Origin of the sequence: Modestobacter marinus, from assembly GCF_019799945.1 — a bacterium.
Taxonomy (GTDB): Bacteria; Actinomycetota; Actinomycetes; order Mycobacteriales; family Geodermatophilaceae; genus Modestobacter; species Modestobacter marinus_B.
Genome location: NZ_JABGCH010000001.1, coordinates 1 through 20,685, shown reverse-complemented (window position 1 = coordinate 20,685; position 20,685 = coordinate 1). Strand labels below are relative to the sequence as shown.

20 protein-coding genes are annotated in these 20,685 nt (G+C 76.1%); 13 read left to right on the top strand and 7 right to left on the bottom strand.

Annotated features, from left to right (window positions below; genetic code table 11):
- Positions 1-19: 19 nt before the first annotated feature.
- The 4 genes from HK417_RS00100 to HK417_RS00085 all read left to right on the top strand — a co-directional run bounded on the left by HK417_RS00100 (position 20) and on the right by HK417_RS00085 (position 4,823).
- Positions 20-862 carry an MBL fold metallo-hydrolase gene (locus tag HK417_RS00100; RefSeq protein WP_222262101.1) on the top strand — a complete coding sequence of 281 codons (843 nt, stop codon included), beginning with the start codon at positions 20-22 and terminating at the stop codon, positions 860-862.
- A complete protein-coding gene (locus HK417_RS00095; protein WP_222262099.1) occupies positions 859-1,515 on the top strand; it encodes a DedA family protein in 657 nt (218 codons plus the stop codon). The genes HK417_RS00100 and HK417_RS00095 overlap by 4 nt, the downstream gene beginning before the upstream one ends.
- A complete protein-coding gene (locus tag HK417_RS00090; protein ID WP_222262097.1) occupies positions 1,512-3,665 on the top strand; it encodes a phage holin family protein in 2,154 nt (717 codons plus the stop codon). The genes HK417_RS00095 and HK417_RS00090 overlap by 4 nt, the downstream gene beginning before the upstream one ends.
- A gap of 165 nt (positions 3,666-3,830) precedes the next feature.
- Complete coding sequence (locus HK417_RS00085; protein WP_222262095.1) at positions 3,831-4,823, top strand: glucosyl-3-phosphoglycerate synthase; 993 nt, start codon at positions 3,831-3,833, stop codon at positions 4,821-4,823.
- A gap of 387 nt (positions 4,824-5,210) precedes the next feature.
- Here HK417_RS00085 and HK417_RS00080 read toward each other — a convergent pair whose 3' ends face one another.
- The 3 genes from HK417_RS00080 to HK417_RS00070 all read right to left on the bottom strand — a co-directional run bounded on the left by HK417_RS00080 (position 5,211) and on the right by HK417_RS00070 (position 9,650).
- A complete protein-coding gene (locus HK417_RS00080) occupies positions 5,211-5,903 on the bottom strand; it encodes a 4'-phosphopantetheinyl transferase family protein (RefSeq protein ID WP_308123275.1) in 693 nt (230 codons plus the stop codon).
- 14 nt (positions 5,904-5,917) lie between these two features.
- Positions 5,918-8,860: an acetoacetate--CoA ligase gene (locus HK417_RS00075; RefSeq protein ID WP_222262093.1), complete on the bottom strand. Its 2,943-nt coding sequence runs from the start codon at positions 8,858-8,860 to the stop codon at positions 5,918-5,920.
- Between the two features lie 124 nt (positions 8,861-8,984).
- A complete protein-coding gene (locus HK417_RS00070; RefSeq protein WP_222262091.1) occupies positions 8,985-9,650 on the bottom strand; it encodes an HAD family hydrolase in 666 nt (221 codons plus the stop codon).
- A 122-nt stretch (positions 9,651-9,772) separates the two neighbouring features.
- Here HK417_RS00070 and HK417_RS00065 point away from each other — a divergent pair, with 122 nt between their 5' ends.
- Entirely contained in the window at positions 9,773-11,068 is a 1,296-nt protein-coding gene (locus HK417_RS00065) for a DUF5946 family protein (RefSeq protein ID WP_222262090.1), read from the top strand.
- A 15-nt stretch (positions 11,069-11,083) separates the two neighbouring features.
- On the opposite strand, the gene HK417_RS00060 is transcribed toward HK417_RS00065, so the two are convergent.
- The 3 genes from HK417_RS00060 to HK417_RS00050 all read right to left on the bottom strand — a co-directional run bounded on the left by HK417_RS00060 (position 11,084) and on the right by HK417_RS00050 (position 13,113).
- A complete protein-coding gene (locus HK417_RS00060) occupies positions 11,084-11,710 on the bottom strand; it encodes a TetR-like C-terminal domain-containing protein (RefSeq protein ID WP_308123274.1) in 627 nt (208 codons plus the stop codon).
- Between the two features lie 81 nt (positions 11,711-11,791).
- Positions 11,792-12,121, bottom strand: coding sequence for a hypothetical protein (locus HK417_RS00055; protein ID WP_222262086.1), 330 nt, complete (start codon positions 12,119-12,121; stop codon positions 11,792-11,794).
- A gap of 101 nt (positions 12,122-12,222) precedes the next feature.
- Positions 12,223-13,113, bottom strand: coding sequence for a 1,4-dihydroxy-2-naphthoyl-CoA synthase (locus HK417_RS00050; protein ID WP_222262084.1), 891 nt, complete (start codon positions 13,111-13,113; stop codon positions 12,223-12,225).
- Positions 13,114-13,186: 73 nt separating this feature from the next.
- Here HK417_RS00050 and HK417_RS00045 point away from each other — a divergent pair, with 73 nt between their 5' ends.
- The gene (locus HK417_RS00045) at positions 13,187-14,002 is read left to right on the top strand and encodes an endonuclease/exonuclease/phosphatase family protein (RefSeq protein WP_308123273.1); all 816 of its coding nucleotides are present in this window, start codon (positions 13,187-13,189) and stop codon (positions 14,000-14,002) included.
- Here HK417_RS00045 and HK417_RS00040 read toward each other — a convergent pair.
- On the bottom strand, positions 13,977-14,459 hold the full coding sequence (locus HK417_RS00040; protein ID WP_222262083.1) for an NUDIX domain-containing protein: 483 nt from the start codon (positions 14,457-14,459) through the stop codon (positions 13,977-13,979). The two genes, HK417_RS00045 and HK417_RS00040, sit on opposite strands and share 26 nt — an antisense overlap.
- Before the next feature lie 87 nt (positions 14,460-14,546).
- Here HK417_RS00040 and HK417_RS00035 point away from each other — a divergent pair, with 87 nt between their 5' ends.
- The 7 genes from HK417_RS00035 (at position 14,547) to HK417_RS00005 (ending at position 20,603) form a co-directional block, all read left to right on the top strand.
- Entirely contained in the window at positions 14,547-14,843 is a 297-nt protein-coding gene (locus HK417_RS00035) for a hypothetical protein (RefSeq protein WP_222262081.1), read from the top strand.
- Between the two features lie 50 nt (positions 14,844-14,893).
- A complete protein-coding gene (locus tag HK417_RS00030; RefSeq protein ID WP_222262079.1) occupies positions 14,894-15,382 on the top strand; it encodes a MaoC family dehydratase in 489 nt (162 codons plus the stop codon).
- Positions 15,383-15,431: 49 nt separating this feature from the next.
- Positions 15,432-15,608, top strand: a complete 177-nt coding sequence (locus HK417_RS00025; RefSeq protein ID WP_222262077.1) for a hypothetical protein — start codon at positions 15,432-15,434, stop codon at positions 15,606-15,608.
- A 19-nt stretch (positions 15,609-15,627) separates the two neighbouring features.
- On the top strand, positions 15,628-16,743 hold the full coding sequence (locus HK417_RS00020) for an NAD(P)/FAD-dependent oxidoreductase (protein ID WP_222262075.1): 1,116 nt from the start codon (positions 15,628-15,630) through the stop codon (positions 16,741-16,743).
- A gap of 234 nt (positions 16,744-16,977) precedes the next feature.
- Positions 16,978-18,063 (top strand): NAD-dependent epimerase/dehydratase family protein, encoded by a 1,086-nt coding sequence (locus HK417_RS00015; protein WP_308123272.1) that lies wholly within the window; start codon positions 16,978-16,980, stop codon positions 18,061-18,063.
- A gap of 54 nt (positions 18,064-18,117) precedes the next feature.
- Positions 18,118-19,467, top strand: a complete 1,350-nt coding sequence (locus tag HK417_RS00010) for a lipopolysaccharide biosynthesis protein (protein ID WP_222262071.1) — start codon at positions 18,118-18,120, stop codon at positions 19,465-19,467.
- Complete coding sequence (locus HK417_RS00005) at positions 19,464-20,603, top strand: glycosyltransferase family 4 protein (RefSeq protein WP_222262069.1); 1,140 nt, start codon at positions 19,464-19,466, stop codon at positions 20,601-20,603. Before HK417_RS00010 ends, HK417_RS00005 begins: the two co-directional genes overlap by 4 nt.
- Positions 20,604-20,685 lie beyond the last annotated feature (82 nt).

Below are 20,685 nucleotides of genomic sequence, written 5' to 3'. Positions count from 1 at the left end.
CCGCGCCGATACTGGGCCGGTGAGCCACCCGTCCCTGCGGTTCCTCGGCCACTCGACCGTCCGGGTCGAGCTGGCCGGCCGGACGGTCCTCACCGATCCGCTGCTCACCCCGGGGGTCGGCGCGCTGCGCCGGGTCGCCGCGCTGCCGTCGCAGGAGACCTGCACCGGCGTGGACCTGGTGGTCGTGTCCCACCTGCACACCGACCACCTGCACCTGCCGTCGCTGCGCCGGCTGGGCCGGTCCACCCCGGTCGTGGTGCCGCGCGGAGCCGGTCGCTGGCTGCGCGGCAAGGGCTTCACCGCCGTCGAGGAGCTGGCGCCCGGGCAGTCCCTGACCGACGGCGGGCTCACGGTCACCGCCACCGAGGCGCAGCACAGCGCCCACCGCTGGGGCCCGCGGCTCACCTCCGGTCCGCACGCGCCCGCGGTCGGGCACCTGCTGCGTGGCGACGGCGTCACCGTGTACGCCGCCGGCGACACCGACCTGTTCCCCGGGCTGGCCGACCTGGGCGCGGACGGCGTCGACGTCGCCCTCCTCCCGGTGTGGGGCTGGGGCCCCGACCTCGGCCCGGGCCACCTCGACCCGCTCCGGGCCGCTCAGGCGGTCCGGATGCTGTGCCCCCGGGTCGTCGTCCCGGTGCACTGGGGCACGCTCGCCCCGGCCGGCATGACCTGGCTCCCCAACCCCTGGCGGGACCGGATGCGCCGGCTGCTCATCGAGCCGCCCCGGCGCTTCGCCGCCGCCGTGGCCGCCCACTCCCCGCTGACCCACGTGGCGTTGACCGAGCCCGGTGCGCCGGTCGCCCTCCCCCAGCCGGGCCGGTGGCTGGCCGCTCGACCCCGGCTCGAGGAGACGCCGTGACCGGCGGCGCGACGGCACTCGCCGTGAGCTGGACCGACCCGGCCTCGCTCGGCTACCCGCTGGTCTTCGGCGGGGTGCTGCTGGGCTCCGTCGTCCCGGTGGTGCCCACCGGGGCGGTCGTGGGCGCCGGCGCCGCGGTGGCGGTGACCACCGACGAGCTCTCCCTGTCCCTGGTCCTGCTGCTGTCGACGCTGGCCGCCTTCCTCGGCGACGTCATCACCTTCGGCATCTGCCGGTTCGGCGGCCCGGCGGCGGTGCGCTGGGTGGCCCGGGGGCAGCACGCCGAGCGGATCGAGGAGGTGCGCGAGCAGTTCCGGCGGCACGGCTGGCAGATCGTCGTTGTCGGCCGGCTGCTGCCCGCCGGCCGCATCCCCGTCCTGCTCGCCGCGGGTGCGCTGGCCTATCCGTGGCGCCGGCTGCTGCCGGCGGCACTGGCCGCCGCGGCCGTCTGGGCCGCCGCGTACGCCGCACTGGGCGTGCTCAGCGGCGGCATCTTCGACTCCCCGCTGATCGCGACGCTGATCGCCACCCTGCTGGTGCTGCTGGTCGGGCTGCTGCTCAACCTGCTCCCCCGCCGCCGCCACCGGGGCGGCGGTGAGGAGGACCCCGACCGCAACCCCGCGCCGTCCCCCGCGGGGTGCGAGCGGCCGTGACCGGGACCCCCTCGACCGGGCGGGTGCTGCGCACCGGCCGGACCCTCGCCCGGCTGCTGCTGGTCTGGGCCGCGGTCACCGGCGCGCTGGTCTGGCTGGACTCCTGGCTGAGCGGCTTCGCCATGCGCGCCTGGTGGCACCCGCCGGTCGCGGCTCTGCTGCTGGGCGTCTCGGCCGCGGTGGTCTGGCCGCTGGTCATGCGCGTCGCGCTGCCGATCGCCTTCTTCACCCTGGGCCTGGGCAGCTTCCTGCTCATGGGCGCGGGTGTGCTCGCCGTCTTCTACGCCATCCCCGGGGTGGAGGTGCACTCGTTCGCGACCTCGGTGGTGGTCGCGGTGGCGATGGCCGGGATCACCGGGGTCATCAGCAGCGTCCTGGCGGTCAACGAGGACGAGCTGTTCTTCCGCCGGGTCCGCCGGCGGGCCACCGCCCAGCTCGTCGACTGCCCGCCCGGGGTGCTGTTCCTGCAGATCGACGGCCTCGGCCACGACGTCGCGCGGCGCGCGGTCCGGGACGGCTCCATGCCGACCTTCGCCGCCTGGCTGCGCGCGGAGAGCCACGTGCTGCGGTCCTGGCACACCGACTGGAGCTCCCAGACGGGAGCGAGCGTCTGCGGCATCCTGCACGGCTCCAACGACGACGTCCTCGGCTTTCGCTGGTACGAGAAGGACCGGGACGCGGTGGTGGCCGTCTCCCATCCGGAGGACGCCGCCGAGGTGGAGCGGCGGCACTCCGACGGGCGCGGGCTGCTGGCCGGTGGTGGCGCCGGGCGGGGCAACCTGTTCACCGGCGACGCGCCGCACGTCTCGCTGACCATGAGCTCGCTCGCGGTCGTGGTGGCCCGCCGCTCCCGGCGGGAACGGCGCGCCCGGGACCGGATCGGCGCCGGGTACTACGCCTACTTCGCCAACCCGTTCAACGCGCTGCGGACGATCGTCGTCTCCCTGGTCGACGTGTACCGGGAGCTGGCCGCCGCGGCCCGGCAGCGCCGGGCCGACGTGCGGCCGCGGGTCAAACGCGGGGGGATCTACCCGCTGGCCCGGCCGGGGACGACGGTGATCTCCCGGGACGTCGTGGTCAACGCGCTGCTCGAGGACATGATGGCCGGCCGCCCCGTCGTCTACGCGGACTTCCTGGGCTACGACGAGGTCGCCCACCACTCCGGCATCGAGCGCTTCGACACGCTCGAGGTGCTGCGCGGCATCGACCAGCAGATCGGCCGGCTCTGGCGGGCCGCTCAGCTGGCGCCGCGGTCCTACCACCTGGCGTGCCTGTCCGACCACGGCCAGACCCAGGGCCAGACGTTCACCGACCGGTTCGGCGAGTCGGTGGAGGCGCTCGTCGGCCGGCTCTGCGGCGGCCCGGCCGCGCCCCCGCAGCGGCGCCGGCTGTTCGGTCTGCGGTTCTCCGACCCGGCCGCCGACAGCCGCCGTCCGGCCGAGTCCTGGCAGGTGACGTCCGCGCTCGCCGAGGGTGGCGGGCTGATCGCCCGCCGACTGCGGGAGCGGACCGCGCGGGCCGGCACGCTCACCCCGGCCACCCCGGCCGCGGAGCACGGCGCGGTCGCCCGGGTGGCCCCGGGCGTCGTCGTCACCGTCTCCGGGCACATGGCGCACGTCTCGTTCACCGACGTCCCCGGGCGCGCGCCGCTGGAGACGATCGAGCGGGGCTGGCCGCACCTGCTGCCGTCCCTGGTCGACCACCCGGGGATCGGCTTCCTGCTCGTGCACTCCGCGGAGTTCGGTCCGGTGGCGCTGGGCCGGGACGGGCTGCGCCGGCTGCACACCGGCGTGGTGATCGGCGAGGACCCGCTGATGCCGTACGGGGAGCACGCCGCCGCGCTGGTCGCCCGGGCGTCCACGTTCCCGCACTGCCCCGACGTCGTGATCAACAGCCGCTACGACCCGCACACCGACGAGGCCTCCCCGTTCGAGCCGCACGTCGGCTCGCACGGCGGGCTGGGCGGGCCCCAGCAGCGCGGCTTCCTGCTGCACCCCCGCTCGTTCGCCGACCCCGGCGAGATCGTCGGCGCCGAGCACCTGCACCGGGTCCTGCGCGGCTGGCTGACCGATCTGGGGCACCCGGAGCCGGACGGCGACCGGCCGAGGTCCGGAGCTCGCTCGACCGACACGGTCGCCGCGCAGGCCTGACCTGCCGCTCCGGCGGGCCCGACGCGGCGCGCCGGAGCCGTTCGCCCGGCGCTTGCCGCGGAGCCCGCTGCCCGCCACCCTGTGGCCCGAGGGGGAACGTGAAGTTCACGTGAACGACGCCCCGCCGAGGTGCAGGGGGTGGGGCCAGTGTCCGAGAGTGGGCCGATGCGACCTGACGCCCGCGCATGGTTCGAGCACCGCACCACGTCGGCCACCTCCCTGGCCGAGATCGACGTCCATGCCCTGCTGCTCGCCAAGCGCCGCGGCGGGCACCGGGTGAGCCTCGTCCTCCCCGCGCGCGACGAGGAGGCCACCGTCGGCGTCCTCGTCCGCGACCTCGCCGACTGCTGGGTGCGCGCGGTGCCCCTGGTCGACGAGCTGATCGTCATGGACTCCGACTCGAGCGACCGCACCGCCGAGGTCGCCCGCGCCGCCGGCGCGGAGGTCGTCGCGACCCGGGACGTGCTGCCCGGCCACGGCACCCGCCCCGGCAAGGGCGAGGCGCTGTGGAAGGCGCTGGCCGTCACCACCGGCGACCTGGTCCTGTTCATGGACGCCGACCTGCTCGGTGACGTCTCGCACTACGTGCCCGGCCTGCTCGCCCCCCTGCTGACCGACCAACGGGTCGACTACGTGAAGGGCTGCTACACCCGCCCGCTCACCGTCGACGGTCAGCACCGGCCCGCCGGCGGGGGCCGGGTCACCGAGCTGACCGCCCGGCCGCTGCTCAACGCGCTGTGGCCGGAGCTGGCGGGCTTCGTCCAGCCGCTGGGCGGTGAGTACGCCGGCCGCCGGTCCGCCCTGGAGCAGGTGCCGTTCGTCTCCGGCTACGGCGTGGAGGTGGGGCTGCTGGTCGACCTGCTCCACGTCTGCGGGCTGTACGGGCTGGCCCAGGTGGACCTCGGCGTGCGCCAGCACTCGCACCAGACCGACGAGGCGCTGGGCCGGATGGCCGGGCAGATCGTCTCCACCGTGCTCGCGCGGGCCGAGCGCGGGCGGCCGGGCCGCCGGCGGCTGCAGCCCGGTGGGCTGCTCACCCAGTTCGAGCACGACGGGCGGCGCTTCGTACCGAGCAGCACGACGGTCGCGGTCGACGAGCGACCGCCGCTGTGCACGGTGGCGGAGTACATGGCGGAGCGCGCCGAGATCGTCGGCTGACGCCCGCGGGAGCATCGCAGCGAGCTGGCGGAGCCGACAGGGAGTGAGCATCGCAGCGAGCGCCAGCGAGCGAGGAGCGGAGCGACCGCGCAGGTGACCCACGGGCAGAGCGAGCGAGGAGCGGACCGGGGGCGGAAGCCGACCAGTGAGCATCGTCGGCTGACGCCCGCGGGAGCATCGCAGCGAGCTGGCGGAGCCGACAGGGAGTGAGCATCGCAGCGAGCGCCAGCGAGCGAGGAGCGGAGCGACCGCGCAGGCGACCCACGGGCAGAGCGAGCGAGGAGCGGACCGGGGGCGGAAGCCGACCAGTGAGCATCGTCGGCTGACAGCCCGCGCCGTTGCGGACGGTGTGCGCGGAGGGCGCCGTCGCTGGCCGGGAGGGCGCCCTCAGCGCACGTCGTCGGCCGCGGACGACGGTGGGTGCAGCAGGCCGGTCGGGACGCCGGCCGGCGACCGCGCTGTCCGCACGGCGACGCTCGCGACGCAGCCACGGGGCACCGCCACCGGCGCGAGGACCCAGTCCCCGACGCGGCCGGAGGCCCGGACCGGGGTGTCGACCGAGCCGGGCGGACGGCGCAGCCCCACGCCGATCCCCTTGAGCACGGCCTCCTTCTGCGTCCAGCACCGGGTGACCGCGACCAGCCGTTCCCCCGCGGGCAGCGCGGCCAGCGCGGTCCGCTCCTCGGTGCTCAGCCAGTCCTCCGCGAACGCCCGGCAGGCCTCGCCGGGATCGTGCCGCTGCACGTCGACGCCGACCGGGACCCCGGCCGAGACGGCGACCAGCCCGACGTCCCCGCTGGCCGAGCAGGACACGTGCAGGTCCGCCGCGCCGGCCACGACCGGACGCCCGTCGACGGACTCCAGCGGCACGCGGCCGGCCGGCAGGTCGAGCACCCCGCCCAGGACCCGGCGCAGCGCGGACCGCACCAGCACCCGGCGGGTCCGCACGGCCGGCACGCCGAGGTCCGCGCGGGCGCGCTCGGCCGGCGCGAGGAGCCGGCTCTCCCGCTCGACGTCCCACGCCGGGTCCGCCAGGTCGACGCGCCAGACCCGGAGGAACGGGACGGACCGGTCCGGCACGAGGCGTCGCCCGGTCAGGCGGACCGGGGCAGGCTCGCCGAGAGCGCGGCCCCGAGACCCGGGGCGTGCCGCTGCCCGAGCATGTCGTGGTGCGCGCCCGGGACGTCGACCACCCGCAGCTGCGGCACCAGCCGCCGCCAGGTGTAGAGCAGCTCGGTGAACACGGGGACCCGCCGCCGCGCCCGGAAGTACGTGACCGGACCGGCGTACGGGGCCGGGCGGTAGTCGTTGTACGCGCTCTCCGCGTCGGCCAGCGCCCGCTCGTCCGCAGCCGGACGGGAGAGCCCCCGTGCGCCGGCCAAGGCCTGGGCGAGGGTCCGGTTCGACATGCCCGGCACGAGCATGGCCGCCGCTCCGGCGGCCTTGCGCATCAGCTGCTGCCCCCTGGTCAGCGAGCCGTACGGCGGCAGGACGTCGACCAGGCCGAGGAAGGCCACCTCCCGGCCCATCCCGGTGAGCAGCTGGGCCATGTGGAGGGCCACCATCCCGCCGAAGGAGTAGCCGGCCAGCAGCACCGGCCCCGTCGGGCGCTCGGCGACGAGGCGCGCCACGTGCGCCCGGGCGATCTCCGGGATCGAGCAGGTCTCGCCGCCCGGACCGAGGACCCGACCCGACAGCCCGACGACCGGCCGGGGCGTGCGGATGTGCCCGACCAGGTACGTGTAGCTGTCGACGTCCCCGTAGGCGCCGTGCACCAGGTGGAGTGGCGGCAGCGCGACATCGCCGGCCCGCAGGACGGGCAGCGCGGCCGGCTCGCCCGAGGGCGAGGCGAGCGCCCCGGTCACCCCGCGCACCGTCGGGTCGGCGAGGAACTCCTCCATGCTGATCGATCTCCCCGTCTCCAGGCGCAGGCGGCGCAGCAAGGTCATGGACTGGCGCGAGGTCCCACCGGCGTCGGAGAAGCCGACGTCCGGGGGCACGTCCTCGCCGAGCACGTCCCGGAAGGCCCGCGCGACGACCGCGCCCAGGTCGTGCTCCGCCACGGGGGACGGCTCCGGAAGCGGGGAGGGCGCGTGCGCGGCGGCCGCCGCGGCCAGCTCCGCCAGGACCTCGGGGTTGCGCAGGGCACCGGTGTTCCGCGGCGGCACGCCGTCCAGCGTGTCGCGGGCGGCCCGCTCGGAGAGCTTGCCGCTGTGCGTCGTCGGCAACCCGCTCACGGCCAGGACGACGGAGGGCACGTGCGCCGCGGACCCCTCGCGGGCCAGGACCGACCGGATCCGCCGGACGAGCGCGTCGTCCAGCGTCAGCCCCGGGCGGAGCACCACCAGCAGCACGAGCCGGGTGCGCCCGGGCGCGGTCGGGTGCCGTTGCTCGAGGGCCATCGACTCGGCCACCTCGGGGACCCGGTGCAGGATCGACCGGATCTCCGCGGGGCCGATCCGGATGCCGTCGACGTTCAGCACGCCGTCCGACCGGCCGTGCATCCGGGCGGAGCCGTCGGCGTCGATCTCGATCAGGTCGCCGTGGGTCCACACACCCGGGTGCTGGCTGAAGTAGGCCTCGTGGAAGCGGGCGCCGTCGGGGTCGTCGAGGAACCCGACCGGCCGGGAGGGGAACGGCTGCCGGCAGACGAGCTCGCCCACCTGCCCGAGGACGGGCGAACCGTCCTCGTCGAGGGCGACGACGTCCAGGCCGAGGCTGAGCGACTGGCACCGGCCCCGCCGGACCGGCGCCTCGGGGTGGCCGAGCACGAAGCAGCCCATCAGGTCCGTGCCGCCGGAGATCGACTGCAGCGGGAGGTGGCCGACGGCGTCGGCGACCCAGTCGAACTGCCAGTCGTGCAGCACCGAGCCGGTGGACAGGACGGCGCGCAGCGGCCCCAGGTCGACGGCGTCGCGCGGCCGGTAGCCCTCGTCCTCGCACAGCTGCAGGTAGGCCGGGCTCGTGCCGAAGACGGTGACGCCGTGGGCCGCGACCAGCTCCCACAGCGTCTCGGGCCCGTCGACCACGCCGTCGTAGAGCACCACGTGCGCGCCGACGGCCAGGGCCGAGAGCTGCCAGTGCCACATCATCCACGCGGTCGTGGTGTGGAAGTAGAGCGTGTCCGCGCTGCTCAGGTCCAGGTGCAGCCGGTGTTCCTTGACGTGCTCGAGCAGGCAGCCGCCGGTGCCGTGCACGATGCCCTTCGGGGGCCCGGTGGTGCCCGAGGAGGCCATCACCCACAGCGGGTGGTCGAAGGGGACCCGCGGCCACGACGGCGGGGACGCGTCGTCCGGGAGGGCGGCGACCAGGTCGGCCAGCCGGGTCACCGAGACCCCGCCCGCGGCCGGCAGCGGCAGGTCGTCGAGCAGCACCACCCGGCGCACGCTGGGCAGCTCCGCCAGGAGGGCGCCGAGGACGTCGTCCGCCCCGCCCGTCCGGTGCACCAGGAGCGTCCCCGGGCGCAGCGGCGTGAACCGGCCGAGCAGCGCGCGCGGCCCCATCGCGGGCATGGCGGTGGCGAGCGGAGCCCCCAGGGCGGCGACGGCCAGGGCGGCGACCGCGGTGGCCGGCCGGTTCGGGGCCACCGCCGCCACCCGCTCGCCGCGGCCGACGCCCAGCGCGGCCAGCGCCCGGGCGGTCCGGGCCACCAGGTCCCGCAGCTCACCCCGGCTGTACCGGACGACCACCCCGTCGCCCCGCACGCCGGTGAGGGCGGGCCGCCCGTCGTCGACCCCGCAGAGCGGTCGCAGCAGGTTCTCCGCGTAGTTCAGCCGGACGCCGGGGAAGAACGCCGCGGTCTCGACGTCGTCGCCGGTGCACACCGGCTCCGGCGGGCCCTCCCAGGCGAGGTCGGCCCAGTCCAGGAAGGTCCGCCAGAACTCCCGCGGGCGGGTCACCGAGAGCCGGTGGAGGTCGGCCGGCGAGCCCAGCGCCTGCTCCCCGGCCCCGGCGAACCGCAACCGGAAGTCGGTGAGCTGGGGGCGCCGCCCCGGGCGTTCCGCGGCCAGCGGCTGAGCCACGATGCCGGCGCTCACGCCGTGCCCTCCTCGCGTCGGGACCGCCGTCGCGCCACGGGCACCTCGCCTGACTCGGGGTCGTTGAGGGGCACAACCTAAGACCGGCCAGGTTCGCCGCCAAGGGGCGGGGGCGGGAGTTCACTCAGGCGAGTGGCGTGCCGTCGAGGGCAACGGCGAGGTCTCCGGGGGTGTCGTAGAGGGCGATCGCGCCGGCGTCGCGGAGCTCGTCGTCCCCGAAGCCACCGGACCGGACGACGATCGCCGGCATCCCGGCCCTCTTGGCCGCCTCGACGTCCCACACCGAGTCGCCGACCACCACCGCCGGCGCGTCGGGCGCGGCACCGAGCTTCTGCAGCGCGACGTGCAACAGGTCCGGCTCCGGCTTGGTCGCCTCGGCGTCCTCGCTGGAGGTCACGGCATCGGCGATCTCCCCCGCGTCGAGCAGGTCGACGAAGGCCTCGACGTGCTGGGGCTTGCCGGAGCTGGCCAGCACCAGCCGGTGCCCGCGCTCCTTGACGGCGAGCAGCAGGTCCCGGGCACCGGGCAGCGGTGCGATCTCCCCGATGAGCCCGTCCACCTCCTCGACCCACCGCTCCCGGGCCGCGTCCCCGATCCGCTCCTCCACCTCGTCCCCGCCCAGGGCGGCGACCAGCTGGTCGCCGCCCATCCCGATCAGCCGGTGGATGCGCCACACCGGGAAGGTCTCGCCCAGCGAGCGGAGAGCCCGGTACCAGGCCAGGGCGTGCTGGTAGTTCGAGTCGACGAGCGTGCCGTCGACGTCCAGGACGGCGATGGTGGGTTCGGGCATGCGGGGAGGCTGCCCATCCGGACGCCCGCTCACCCCTCCCCCTCCCGCTCCGGCCGCCCTGGCGGGCGGCGGTCGGTGTCGCGGCGGGCATCCGGCCCGGTCGTGGGGCACGATCGGACGCCGTGACCGACGCCGACGCCCGTGCTGCCCGCACCGACGCCCCCGGCCCGGTCGCCACCGCCCCGGGTGCCGCGCCGCCGGACACCTCCGCCTGCCCCGGTTGCGGCGCCGTCCTGGTGGTCGTCCCGGGGCTGGCCGAGGCCCATCCCGGCGCCTCGGCCAGCTGCGCCGGGCTGTTCCGGGTATCGGTCCGGGGACTCCGGGACGAGGCCGTGCAGGACGCCCGGGCGGCCGGGCTGCTGCGGCTGGCCACGGCCACGTACGACGCCCAGCACCAGGTCCGGGACGCCCTCCCGGTGGCACCCGTGCGGCTGTGCCTGCTGCTCGAGCGCGGCGACGACCCCCGCGCGGCCACGGTGCCGGACGACCGGCTGGCGGAGCTGGCGCCGCGGTCGGTGACCCCGCCGCCGCGCTGGACGACGACGGTCACCGACCTGGCCGCCGACCTGGACGTCGTGGACCTGCCGACCCTGGTGCGGTCCTGGGCGGGTGCCGTCTGGGCCGACTGGTCGCCGGCTGCTGGGCCGCTCCGCGCCGCGGCCGGGACGGCCCTCTCCCGCCGACCTCCGCGCCCGGGGCTCTATGTTGGTCCCGTGGACGACGCCACGGGGGGCCGCCGTCGGGAGCAGCGCAAGGCGCAGACCCGGGCCGAGGTGCGGGCTGCCGCCCAGCGACTGTTCGCCGAGCGGGGCTTCGACGCGGTCACCATCGCCGACGTCGCTGCGGCGGCCGATGTGGCGGTGCAGACCGTGTTCAACCACTTCGAGAGCAAGGAGGCGTTGTTCTTCGACGGCCGGACGCCGTGGGTCGAGGGCATCGCCGCCGCGGTGGCCGAACGCCCTCCGGGCCACGGTCCCCTGGCCGCCGTCCGGGCCTACCTGGACGCCGATCTCACCGAGCACCTGGAGCTGGAGACCCGGCCGGAGAACCGCAGCTACGTCGAGGCCCTGGAGCGTTCCCCGGGTCTCCGGGCGGGGGAGCGGACGCTGGTCGAGCAGGCCTGGGAGCGGCTGGCCCAGGCCCTGCTGACGACCGTCGCGGACGGCGCGTGCGAGGTCGCGGAACCCGAGTCCGAGCCGACGACGACGGAGGTGCTCAGCCGGCTGGCCGCCGCGCTGCTGCTCACGACCGGCCGCGTGCTCGTCCTGGAGCACCGCCGGCTGCTGCTGGAGGGCCGCTCCGAGGAGTCGCTCCAGGCGGTCCGGCAGTTGAGCACCGCGGCCCTCACCATGGTCCAGGTGGGGGTCCAGGACCTCGCCCGGCAGCTGCTGGACCCGCCGGCCGAGCCGCCGGGCTGACCCCGTCCGGCCGGTTCAGACGTGCGCCACCGCGTCGGGCTCGATGATCGGCAGCAGCGCCTCGCGCACCAGCTGGTCGACCTCGGCGGTGGTCATCGGCGCCGCGGCGAAGCTGGTGTACCGCTGCCACCACAGGGCCTGCAGCACCGACTCCAGCAGCGCGACGCGCGGCTCCGGCAGCGGACGGCCGCGCTCGGCCTCCCGCGCGGCCAGCTCCCGTACCGCCCGGGCCAGGGGTCGCACCAGCGCCTCGTCCAGGCCCGCGCGCAGCTCCTCGTCGTGCCGGGCGGCGCCCATCAGGCTGGCGGCCGCCCGCTCCAGGCGGTCCAGCGGCCGGGTCCAGGGCTGCAGCAGCCCGCACAGGTCACGGACCAGCGACCCGGAGTCCTCCGGGACCCGCACGAGGGTGGCGGTGCTCAGCGCGTGCCGGGCGAGCGCCGACATCGTCGGCCACCGGCGGTAGATGCCGGCCTTCCCGGCGCGGGCCCGCGCGGCGACGCGGTCGCTGTTCAGCCGGCCCCAGCCCTCGTCGGCCAGGATGTCCAGGGCCACGGACACCAACTGCCCCGAGAGCTCGGTGGAGAGCGGCCGGCCGGGCGAACGGGGCCCGGCGGGATCGGGAGAGGCGTCTGTGGTGGTCACGATGCAATCGTTCCCCACAGAGTGGAGTGACCACAACAACCGCTCCGATGCACAGTGAAGTCACATGCCGGGGCGCGACGCTCAGGCGCCGGCCGCGGGCTCCACGTGCACCTTCAAGCTGGCGCCGTCGTCGGAGACCCAGCCCTGCGTCCGGGCCTGCTCCACCATGCCGTCCCACTGCTGCGCCCAGCCGTCGGCGGTCGCCCGCGACTCGGCGGCCGACCGCAGGGCGGCCACGTCGATCCAGGCGGTGCCGTCCTCGAGCCGGCCCAGGTCCGCAGCGCGCAACGCCGCGTCGGCCTCCTCGTCGGTGACCGCACCCACGGCCACGTGCAGCCGGGCCAGGTCGTCCACGTCGGCCACCTGCACCTCGGGCACCTCGTCGGTGCCCCCGATCACCTCGACGATCATTCGTTCCTCCCTCGTGAGCTGACGCTCCTGGGTGAGTCTGGAAAGGCTCCCTCGCAGGGCCCCGCGCTGAGCTTGCGAAGCGTGGGGGGCGAGGGGGGTCCTCACACGTGCCAGGGGAAGCGACTGAAGTCCGCCGGCCGCTTCTCCAGGAAGGCGTCGCGGCCCTCGACCGCCTCCTCCGCCATGTAGGCCAGCCGGGTCGTCTCGCCGGCGAACAGCTGCTGCCCGACGAGGCCGTCGTCGATGAGGTTGAACGAGTACTTGAGCATCCGCTGCGCCGTGGGGCTCTTGGCGACGATCCGACGCCCCCAGTCCAGCGCCGTGGCCTCCAGCTCGGCGTGCGGCACCACCTTGTTCACCATGCCCATGCGGTGCGCGTCCTCGGCGGAGTACTCGTCGCCGAGGAAGAAGATCTCCCGGGCGAACTTCTGCCCCACCTGGCGGGCCAGGTAGGCCGAGCCGAAGCCGCCGTCGAAGCTGCCGACGTCGGCGTCGGTCTGCTTGAACCGGGCGTGCTCGGCGCTGGCCAGGGTGAGGTCGGCGACGACGTGCAGGCTGTGCCCGCCACCGGCCGCCCAGCCGGGGACGACGCAGATGACCACCTTCGGCATGAACCGGATCAGCCGCTGCACCTCCAGGACGTGCAGCCGGCCCCGCGCGCCCTCGCCGGCCTCGTAGCCGTAGCGGCCGCGCACCCGCTGGTCGCCGCCGGAGCAGAAGGCCCAGCCGCCGTCCTTGGGGCTGGGTCCGTTGCCGGTGAGCAGCACGCAGCCCACGTCGGTGGACAGCCGCGCGTGGTCGAGGACGGCGAGGAGCTGGTCGACGGTCTGCGGGCGGAACGCGTTGCGCAGCTCCGGCCGGTCCAGCGCGACCCGGACGACCCCGGCGTCCACGGCCCGGTGGTAGGTGACGTCGGTGAGCTGCTCGAAGCCCTCGACCGGCGCCCACGCGGTCGGGTCGAAGATCTCCGAGACCTCGGCGCGCGCACTCACGCTGCGAACCTAGCCGCCACCTGTTCCACCCGCTCCCCCGGCCGCCGCCCGCGGTTCCTGCTGGAATGGCCGGGTGATCCGGGTGGGGACGCTCAACCTCGCCTCCGGCCGGGACGCCGGGGGCCGGTCCCTGGACGCGCCCGCGCTCGCCGCGGCGCTGGCCGGGGTGGACGTCGACGTGCTCGCCGTCCAGGAGGTCGACGTCGCCCAGCCACGGTCGCACTCCGTCGACCAGCCGGCGGCGCTGGCCGCGGCGCTCGGCGCGGTGGACTGGCGGTTCGCCGCGACGGTGACCGGCACCCCGGACCCCTTCCGCAGCTGGCGGCCGGCCGACCCGCCCCTGCTGCGCGGCCCGGACGACGCGCAGGCGACCGGCCCGCACTACGGCGTCGCGCTGTTCTCCCGGGTGCCCGTGCGGCGGTGGGCGGTGCGGTCGCTGGGCGCGGGGCGGGCGCGGCTGCCGCTGCAGGCGCCCGATCCGCGCACCGGGCGGTCGCGGTGGTGGTGGTTCCCGGACGAGCCCCGGATCGCCGTCGCCGCGGAGCTGCAGCTGGCCGGCGGGGGCGGGTGCACCGTCGTCGCCACCCACCTGTCCTTCGCCCCGCACACGGCGCTGCGGCAGCTGGCGCGGCTGCGCCTGTGGGCGCGGTCGCTGCCCGGGCCGGTCCTGCTGGCCGGCGACCTGAACCTGGTGGGGCCGGTGCCCGGGCGGGTGTTCGGGGCCGGCCGGCTGGTGCGCGCCCCGAGCTACCCGGCCGACCGGCCCCGGGTGCAGTTCGACCACGTCCTGGGCCCGGCGTCACTGACGGCGCACGACCCGCGGGCGCGGCAGCTCCCGCTCGGCGACCACCGGCTGGTGGAGGTCACCGTGGCGCCCGCGCTCGGCTGAGCAGCGGCCGCAGCACGGGCAGGGACGCCGCCAGCCCCGGGTGCAGCGGCACCTCCGGCAGCCCGTCCACCGGGAACCAGCCGACGCCGGAGCTCTCCTCGTCCAGCCGCAGGTCGGCCGGCTCCAGCGGGCGGGCGGGGACGGCCAGCACCGTCGTGTAGCTCCACCCGCCGTGGTCGTCGACGGACGCCGGGCCGAGGACGACGTCCTCCCGGGTGAGCCCGAGCTCCTCCCCCGCCTCCCGCAGCGCGCCGTCGGCCGCCGACTCCGCCGGGTGCAGCGCGCCGCCGGGCGTGCCCCAGGTGCCGCCGTGGTGCGACCAGTCCGCGCGCAGCTGCAGCAGCACCTCGGTGCCCGTGGGCCCGGGCCGGTGCAGCAGCAGCCCCGCCGCGCCCGCCAGCCCCCAGTGGCGGTGCCCGCGCCGGCACGTCGTCCAGCCGTCCGTCGGGGAGCGCACCCGCCGTCCTCCCTCGTCCTCGGCCGCTGCGCCGCCCAGTCTGCCCCGCCCGGCCGGCCGGTGTCCCGCGCCGGGCAGACTGGCGCCATGGCAACCGTGCAGCTGCGCCGTTACGTGATGGAGCCGGGCCGGCTGGCCGCCTTCGTGGCCTGGTTCCCCTCGCTGGTCCCGGCCCGGGAGCAGTACGGGTTCCGGCTGCTGTTCGCCCTGGCCGACGAGGAGCGGGAGACGTTCACCTGGGCGGTGGCCACCGACGGCGACGAGGCGGCGTTCGTCGCGGCGGAGGCCGAGTACAACGGCTCACCCGAGCGCGCCCGGGTGTTCGAGACCTTCCCCGACGGCATCGCGGCCAAGGAGATCGGCTTCGCGCGACCCGTGCTCTGAGGCGCTGGCAGGATCCGGCGTGCTCGACCTGACGCCACGGAGGAGACGCCATGACCGCACCGTCGCGGACGACCACGACCATCGCCGAGCTGCCCTCGCTCACCGGCCGGGAGCTGGGCAGCAGCGAGTGGCTCGAGGTCACCCAGGAGCAGGTCGACACGTTCGCCGAGGCGACCGGTGACCGCCAGTGGATCCACGTCGACGTCGAGCGGGCCGAGCGGGAGAGCCCGTTCGGCGGCACGATCGCCCACGGCTACCTGACCCTGTCGCTCCTCGTGCCCATGTACGCGCAGGTGCTGGCGGTCAGCGACGCGGTCATGGGCCTGAACTACGGCCTGAACAAGGTGCGCTTCCCCGCCCCCGTCCCGGTGGGCTCGCGGATCCGGCTGACCGCGACGCTCACCGGCGTCACCGAGATCACCGGCGGGCTGCAGCTGACCGTCGGCGCGGTGGTCCAGCGGGAGGGCGGCGAGAAGCCGGTCTGCATCGCCGAGCTGGTGTACCGCACCTACGGCGCCTCGGCGCAGGGGTCCTCCTAGCTGGGCCGTCCCCCGGTTGGCGGCCCGGCGCGCTGGGCACGGGCTCCCCATGCGACTGACGAAGACCGCGGCGGCCCTCCTCATCGCCGCGAGTGCCACGCTCACCGGCTGCGCGGGCACCAACACCGACGTGACCCGCGGCGAGACCAACTGCGACGGCGGCCAGAGCTCCCAGGACGAGAACTGCGCCCAGACCGGCACCCCCAGCCCGGCCGAGAACACCTGACCCGGCCGGCGCGCCGACCGTGGAGAACGCGGACGTGCTGGTCGTCGGCGGCGGCCCGGCGGGGGCCGCCTGCGCGGCCGCGGTCCGCCGGGCCCGGCCGGACGCCGACGTCCTCGTGCTCGACCGGGCCGGCTTCCCGCGGGACAAGGTCTGCGGCGACGGGATCGCGCCCGAGGCGCTCGACGTGCTCGCCGGGCTCGGGTTCGACGTCCCCGCGCTCACCGCGGGGTACCCCGCCGTTGCGCGGCTGCGGCTGACCGGCCCGGGCGGGACGACGGTCGAACGGGACACCGCCCGGCCATCGGTCGTCGTGCCGCGCGCCGTCCTCGACGGTCGGCTGCTCGCGCAGGTGCTGGCCACCGGGGTGCGGTTCACCCGGCACACCGTCCGGCAGGTCACCGCGCATCCCGGGCACGTCGAGGTGGACGGCCGGTTCCGCGCCCCGGTGCTGGTCGGCGCGGACGGCGCGGAGTCCGCTGTCCGCCGGTCGCTGGGCGTTCCGCCGAGCCGCCCGGACCGGCTGGCCGTGGCGATCCGCGGCTACGCCCCGGTGCCGCCTGGGCTGGCCGGCCTGCAGGTGGTCACGACCACCGGGCAGCGGTGGCCGGCCTACGCCTGGTCCTTCCCGCTCGGCGACGGCCGGGCCAACGTGGGCTACGGGGAGCTGGTCTCCGGCGGGGTGACCCGGGCCGGGCTGGTCGACGGCCTGCACCGGCTGCTGCCGGGGGTCGAGCCCGCCGGCCTGCGCGCACACCGGCTGCCGCTGTCGACCGGGCGGCCGCGGGTGCCCGACGGGCGGGTGCTGCTGGCCGGTGACGCGCGCTCCCTGGTCAACCCGCTGACCGGGGAGGGCATCTTCTACGCGGTGCTGTCCGGCGCGCTCGCCGGGCGGGCGGCCCTCCACGGGGCCGCTGCCGGCCGGGTGCACCGGCGGCTGCTGGGCCGCCGCCTGGAACGGCACCTGCGGTCGGCAGCCGTCGCGTCGCAGCTGAGCCGGTGGCCGGCCCTGATGGACGGCGTCGTGCGGGCCGCCGCCGACGACCAACGGGTGTTCGACGACGTCGTCCGGCTGGGGCTCTCCGACGGCACGCTCGGCGCGCGAACCTTGGTGGCGACCGCGCTCCGCCTGCGCTGATCCACCCGGCGACGAACCGCCCGCTGTCGCTGAGCCGGGTGACCGGCGGCGTCGCTGGCACCTCCGCCCGGCCGCGGATGAGATGATCGCCCGGTTGCGGGCGGGACCGGGGACGGTGCCGCTGACGGCGACACGGGCCGCGGGGGCTCGAGGACCCCGGGTCGCCGGGATCCGCGCGCGCCGGGACAGGCGCGGACCCGCAACGACGAGGGGAGGTACGGCACGGTGTCCAGCGTGCTCATCACAGGGGGTGCGGGCTTCATCGGCTCGCGGCTGAGCGCTGCCCTCCTCCGGGACGGCCACCGCGTGGACGTGCTCGACGTGCTGCACCCCCAGGTCCACGCCGACGGCGAGTGGCCGGCCGACCTCTCCCCGGCGGCCGGCCGGCACCGCGTCGACGTCACCGACCTCGACGGCGTGGAGGACGTGCTGCGCGAGGTGCGCCCGGACGTCGTCGTCCACCTCGCCGCGGAGACCGGCACCGGCCAGTCGCTGACCGAGGCCAGCCGGCACGGCCGGGTCAACGTCGTCGGCACCACCACGCTGCTGGACGCGATGACCCGGACCGGGCACGTCCCCCAGCACCTGCTGCTCGCCTCGTCCCGGGCCGTCTACGGCGAGGGCCGGTGGCGCGAGCAGGGCGGGGAGTCGTTCTACGCGCCGGTGCGGGGCGCCGCGGAGCTGGCGCTCGAGCACTGGGACCCGATCGGTCCCTCCGGCCCCGACGTCCCGGTGACGCCTGAGCCGCAGCTGGCCGGGACGGTCGAGCCCCGGCCGGCCAGCGTGTACGCCGCGACCAAGCTGGCGCAGGAGCACCTGCTGCACGCCTGGGCGTCGGCGATGGGGGTGCGCCTGTCGGTGCTCCGCCTGCAGAACGTGTACGGGGCGGGGCAGTCCCTGGCCAACCCCTACACCGGGGTCCTCACCGTCTTCGCCCAGGAGGCGCTCGCGGGCAACGTCCTCGACGTCTACGAGGACGGCCGGATCCTCCGCGACTTCGTCCACGTCTCCGACGTCGTGGCGGCCTTCCGCTGCGCCCTGCGGCGCGAGGCGTCCGGTCCGCTGCTGGTCGACATCGGCTCCGGGCAGCCGACCACGCTGCTCGAGGTGGCCACGCTGATCGCCGACCTCGCCGGGGCGCCGGAGCCGGTCGTGTCCGGCCGGTACCGGCTCGGCGACGTCCGGGCGGCCTGCACCGACGTGTCGGCCGCCCGCGAGCAGCTGGGCTGGGCGCCGGAGACCACCCTGCGGTCGGGCGCCGACGAGCTGATCGGTTGGGTCCGCAGCTCGCGGGCAGCGCATGTACCGACCCGGGCCTGAGGCACGGGGTCCCCGCACGCCCGTCGCCGACCGCCCTCCCCGGGGAGCAGCCGGGTGAGCGGCGCGCCCGACGAGCCGGCCACGGTCCCGTCGGAGCCCGTCCGGGGGATGCGCTGGTCCGCGGTCCTGTCCCTGGGCTCCGGGGTCGTCAACCAGCTCGCCCTCCTCGTGACGGGGATCCTGGCCGCCCGGGCGCTCGGGCCCGACGGCCGGGGCACCCAGGCGCTGTTCACCCTGCTGCCGATCGTGCTCTCGCAGGTCGGGACGCTCGGGCTGCCCAGCGCCGTCGTCTACTTCGTCGGGGCGTCCGGGGTGTCGCCGCGGAGCCTGGCTCGGCTGCTGCGCCGGCCGGCGGCCGTGCAGTCGGCCGTCTCGGCGCTCGTGCAGGTGGCGGTCCTGCTGGTCATCGCGCAGTTCTTCCACGTCGCCGACTGGGGCGCGGCGCTGGTCACCGTCGTCCTCCTGCCGATGCTGATCGCCCACGAGTACGCGACCGCCCTGATGCAGGGCCAGCACCGGCTGGTCGCCTTCCAGGTGCTGCGCAGCACGCCGAACGTGCTCTACGCGCTCGCGCTCGCCCACGTGGTCACCTCGGGGGTCGAGGTCGGCCTCCTCGACGTGATCGTCACCTGGATCCTCGCGCTCGCCGCCGGCACCGCGCTCACGTGCGCCGTCGCGTGGCGCGGCCTGTCGCGCGACGGGCGGGACGGCGATGCCCGGCTGGTGGCCCGGATGCGCTCGTTCGGACGACGCTCCTTCCTCGGGGCGATCTCCCCGCTCGAGAGCCTGCGGGTCGACCAGCTCATCGCCGGCTTCTTCCTCGGCCCGGCAGCGCTGGGCCTCTACGTCAGTGCCGCGGCGTTCACCGGCCTCACCCGGACGATGTCGCAGAGCATCGGCGTCCTCGCCTACCCCGACGTGGCCCGCCGCCACCGGGCCGGCGCCGGCCGCGGCGCGGTGCGCCGGGGTGCTGTCTACCTGGCGCTCATCACGGCGGCGACGACGGCGATCGCGCTGGTCGTCATCCTCACGGCGCCGTGGCTGGTCACGGTCACCTTCGGGCCCGAGTTCGCCGACGCGGCGGGTGCGGCCCGGATCCTCATCGTCGCCGGGGCGCTGCTCGCGGTGCGTCGCGTGGCCGGCGACGTCGCGCGCGGCATGGGTCGGGCCGCGGTCAACTCGTGGGCCGAGGGGGCGACGCTGGCCGCCCTCGTGGCAGCCTTCCTCACCTACGGCAACCAGGGCTCCGCCGAGGCAGCCGCCTGGGCGGTCCTCGCGGCGGCCGGTTGCGGCGTCCTGGTCCTCGCGGCCCAGGTCGCGCGCCGTCCCGGTCGCCCGGCCGGGAGCGGGTCCGCGCCGAACCGTACGAACTCCGGATCACCGACCGCAGGAGGATCCCGATGAGGGTCGTCTACCTGGCCACCGCGCCGCTCCCCTACGACACGCCCATCCTCAACGAGCTGAGCCGCCGGGTGGACCTGCACGTGGTCTACCTGCGTCAGTCGCACGCCATGTCCAGCTTCGTCGACGACTTCGGCATCCCGCCGGAGTTCGAGTGGTCCACCCACCGGTCGGTCTCGGTGCGGCTGCCCGGCCTGGACTTCTGGACCCAGGTGACGATCGGGCTGACCGGGAAGCTGGAGCGGCTGCGCCCCGACGTGGTCATGTCGAAGAGCTGGAACCCGTTCATCCTGGAGGCGCTGGCCTGGAAGACCGTGCGGCGCCGGTCGTTCCTCATGTGGTCCGAGAGCACCCGGGTCAGCGGGCTGCTGCGGGGGCGCGTGAGCCAGCTGCTGCGGAGGGCGGTGCTGCGGTCCTCCGACCGGATCGTCACCATCGGTTCCCAGGCCAGTGCCTGGATCACCGAGGACCTCGGGGTGCCGGCCGACAAGGTGACCACCTCCTGCCTGCCCTCCGGCTTCGCCGACGAGGCGACGACCCGGGGGCTCTTCCGGCGGATCGGCCGGTTCGACGCCGCTGCCCCGCGCTTCCTGTTCGTCGGCCGCCTCGTGGCGCGCAAGCAGCCGTCCCGGTTGCTGGCCGCCTTCACCCAGGTCCGGGCGGAGCTCCCCGCCGCCACGCTCACCGTCGTCGGAGACGGCCCTCTTCGTGCCGAGCTGGAGGCACGCAGCAGCGGTGACGGGTCGGGCGTCACCTTCGCAGGGTGGGCGGAGGGCGACGAGCTCAGGAGGGCCATGCGGGAGCACGACGTCCTCGTCCTGCCCTCGGAACGTGAGGTGTGGGGGCTGGTGGTCAACGAGGCGCTGGCCCACGGTCTGTACGTCATCGCGACCGACGACGTGGGCAGCGCCCACGACCTGCTGACCACCCCGGCCGTCGGCACCCGGGTCCCGGTGCACGACACCGTGGCGCTGGCGACGGCCATGACCGCTGCCGTCGCGACGCAGCGCCACTCCGACGACGAGCGCCGGGTGCGTTCGCAGGTGATCGCGGAGTGCAGCGCCGAGCAGTTCGCCGCGGACCTGCACGAGGCGGCACGGGCCGCCGTCCGCGGCCGGCGCCAGCCGGGCCGGCGCTAGGTACGGCTAGGTGTTCTGAACACGGACGTTGGTGACGGCGAGCGGCGTGGGTCGATGACATGAGGAAGACCTCCGAGTGAGG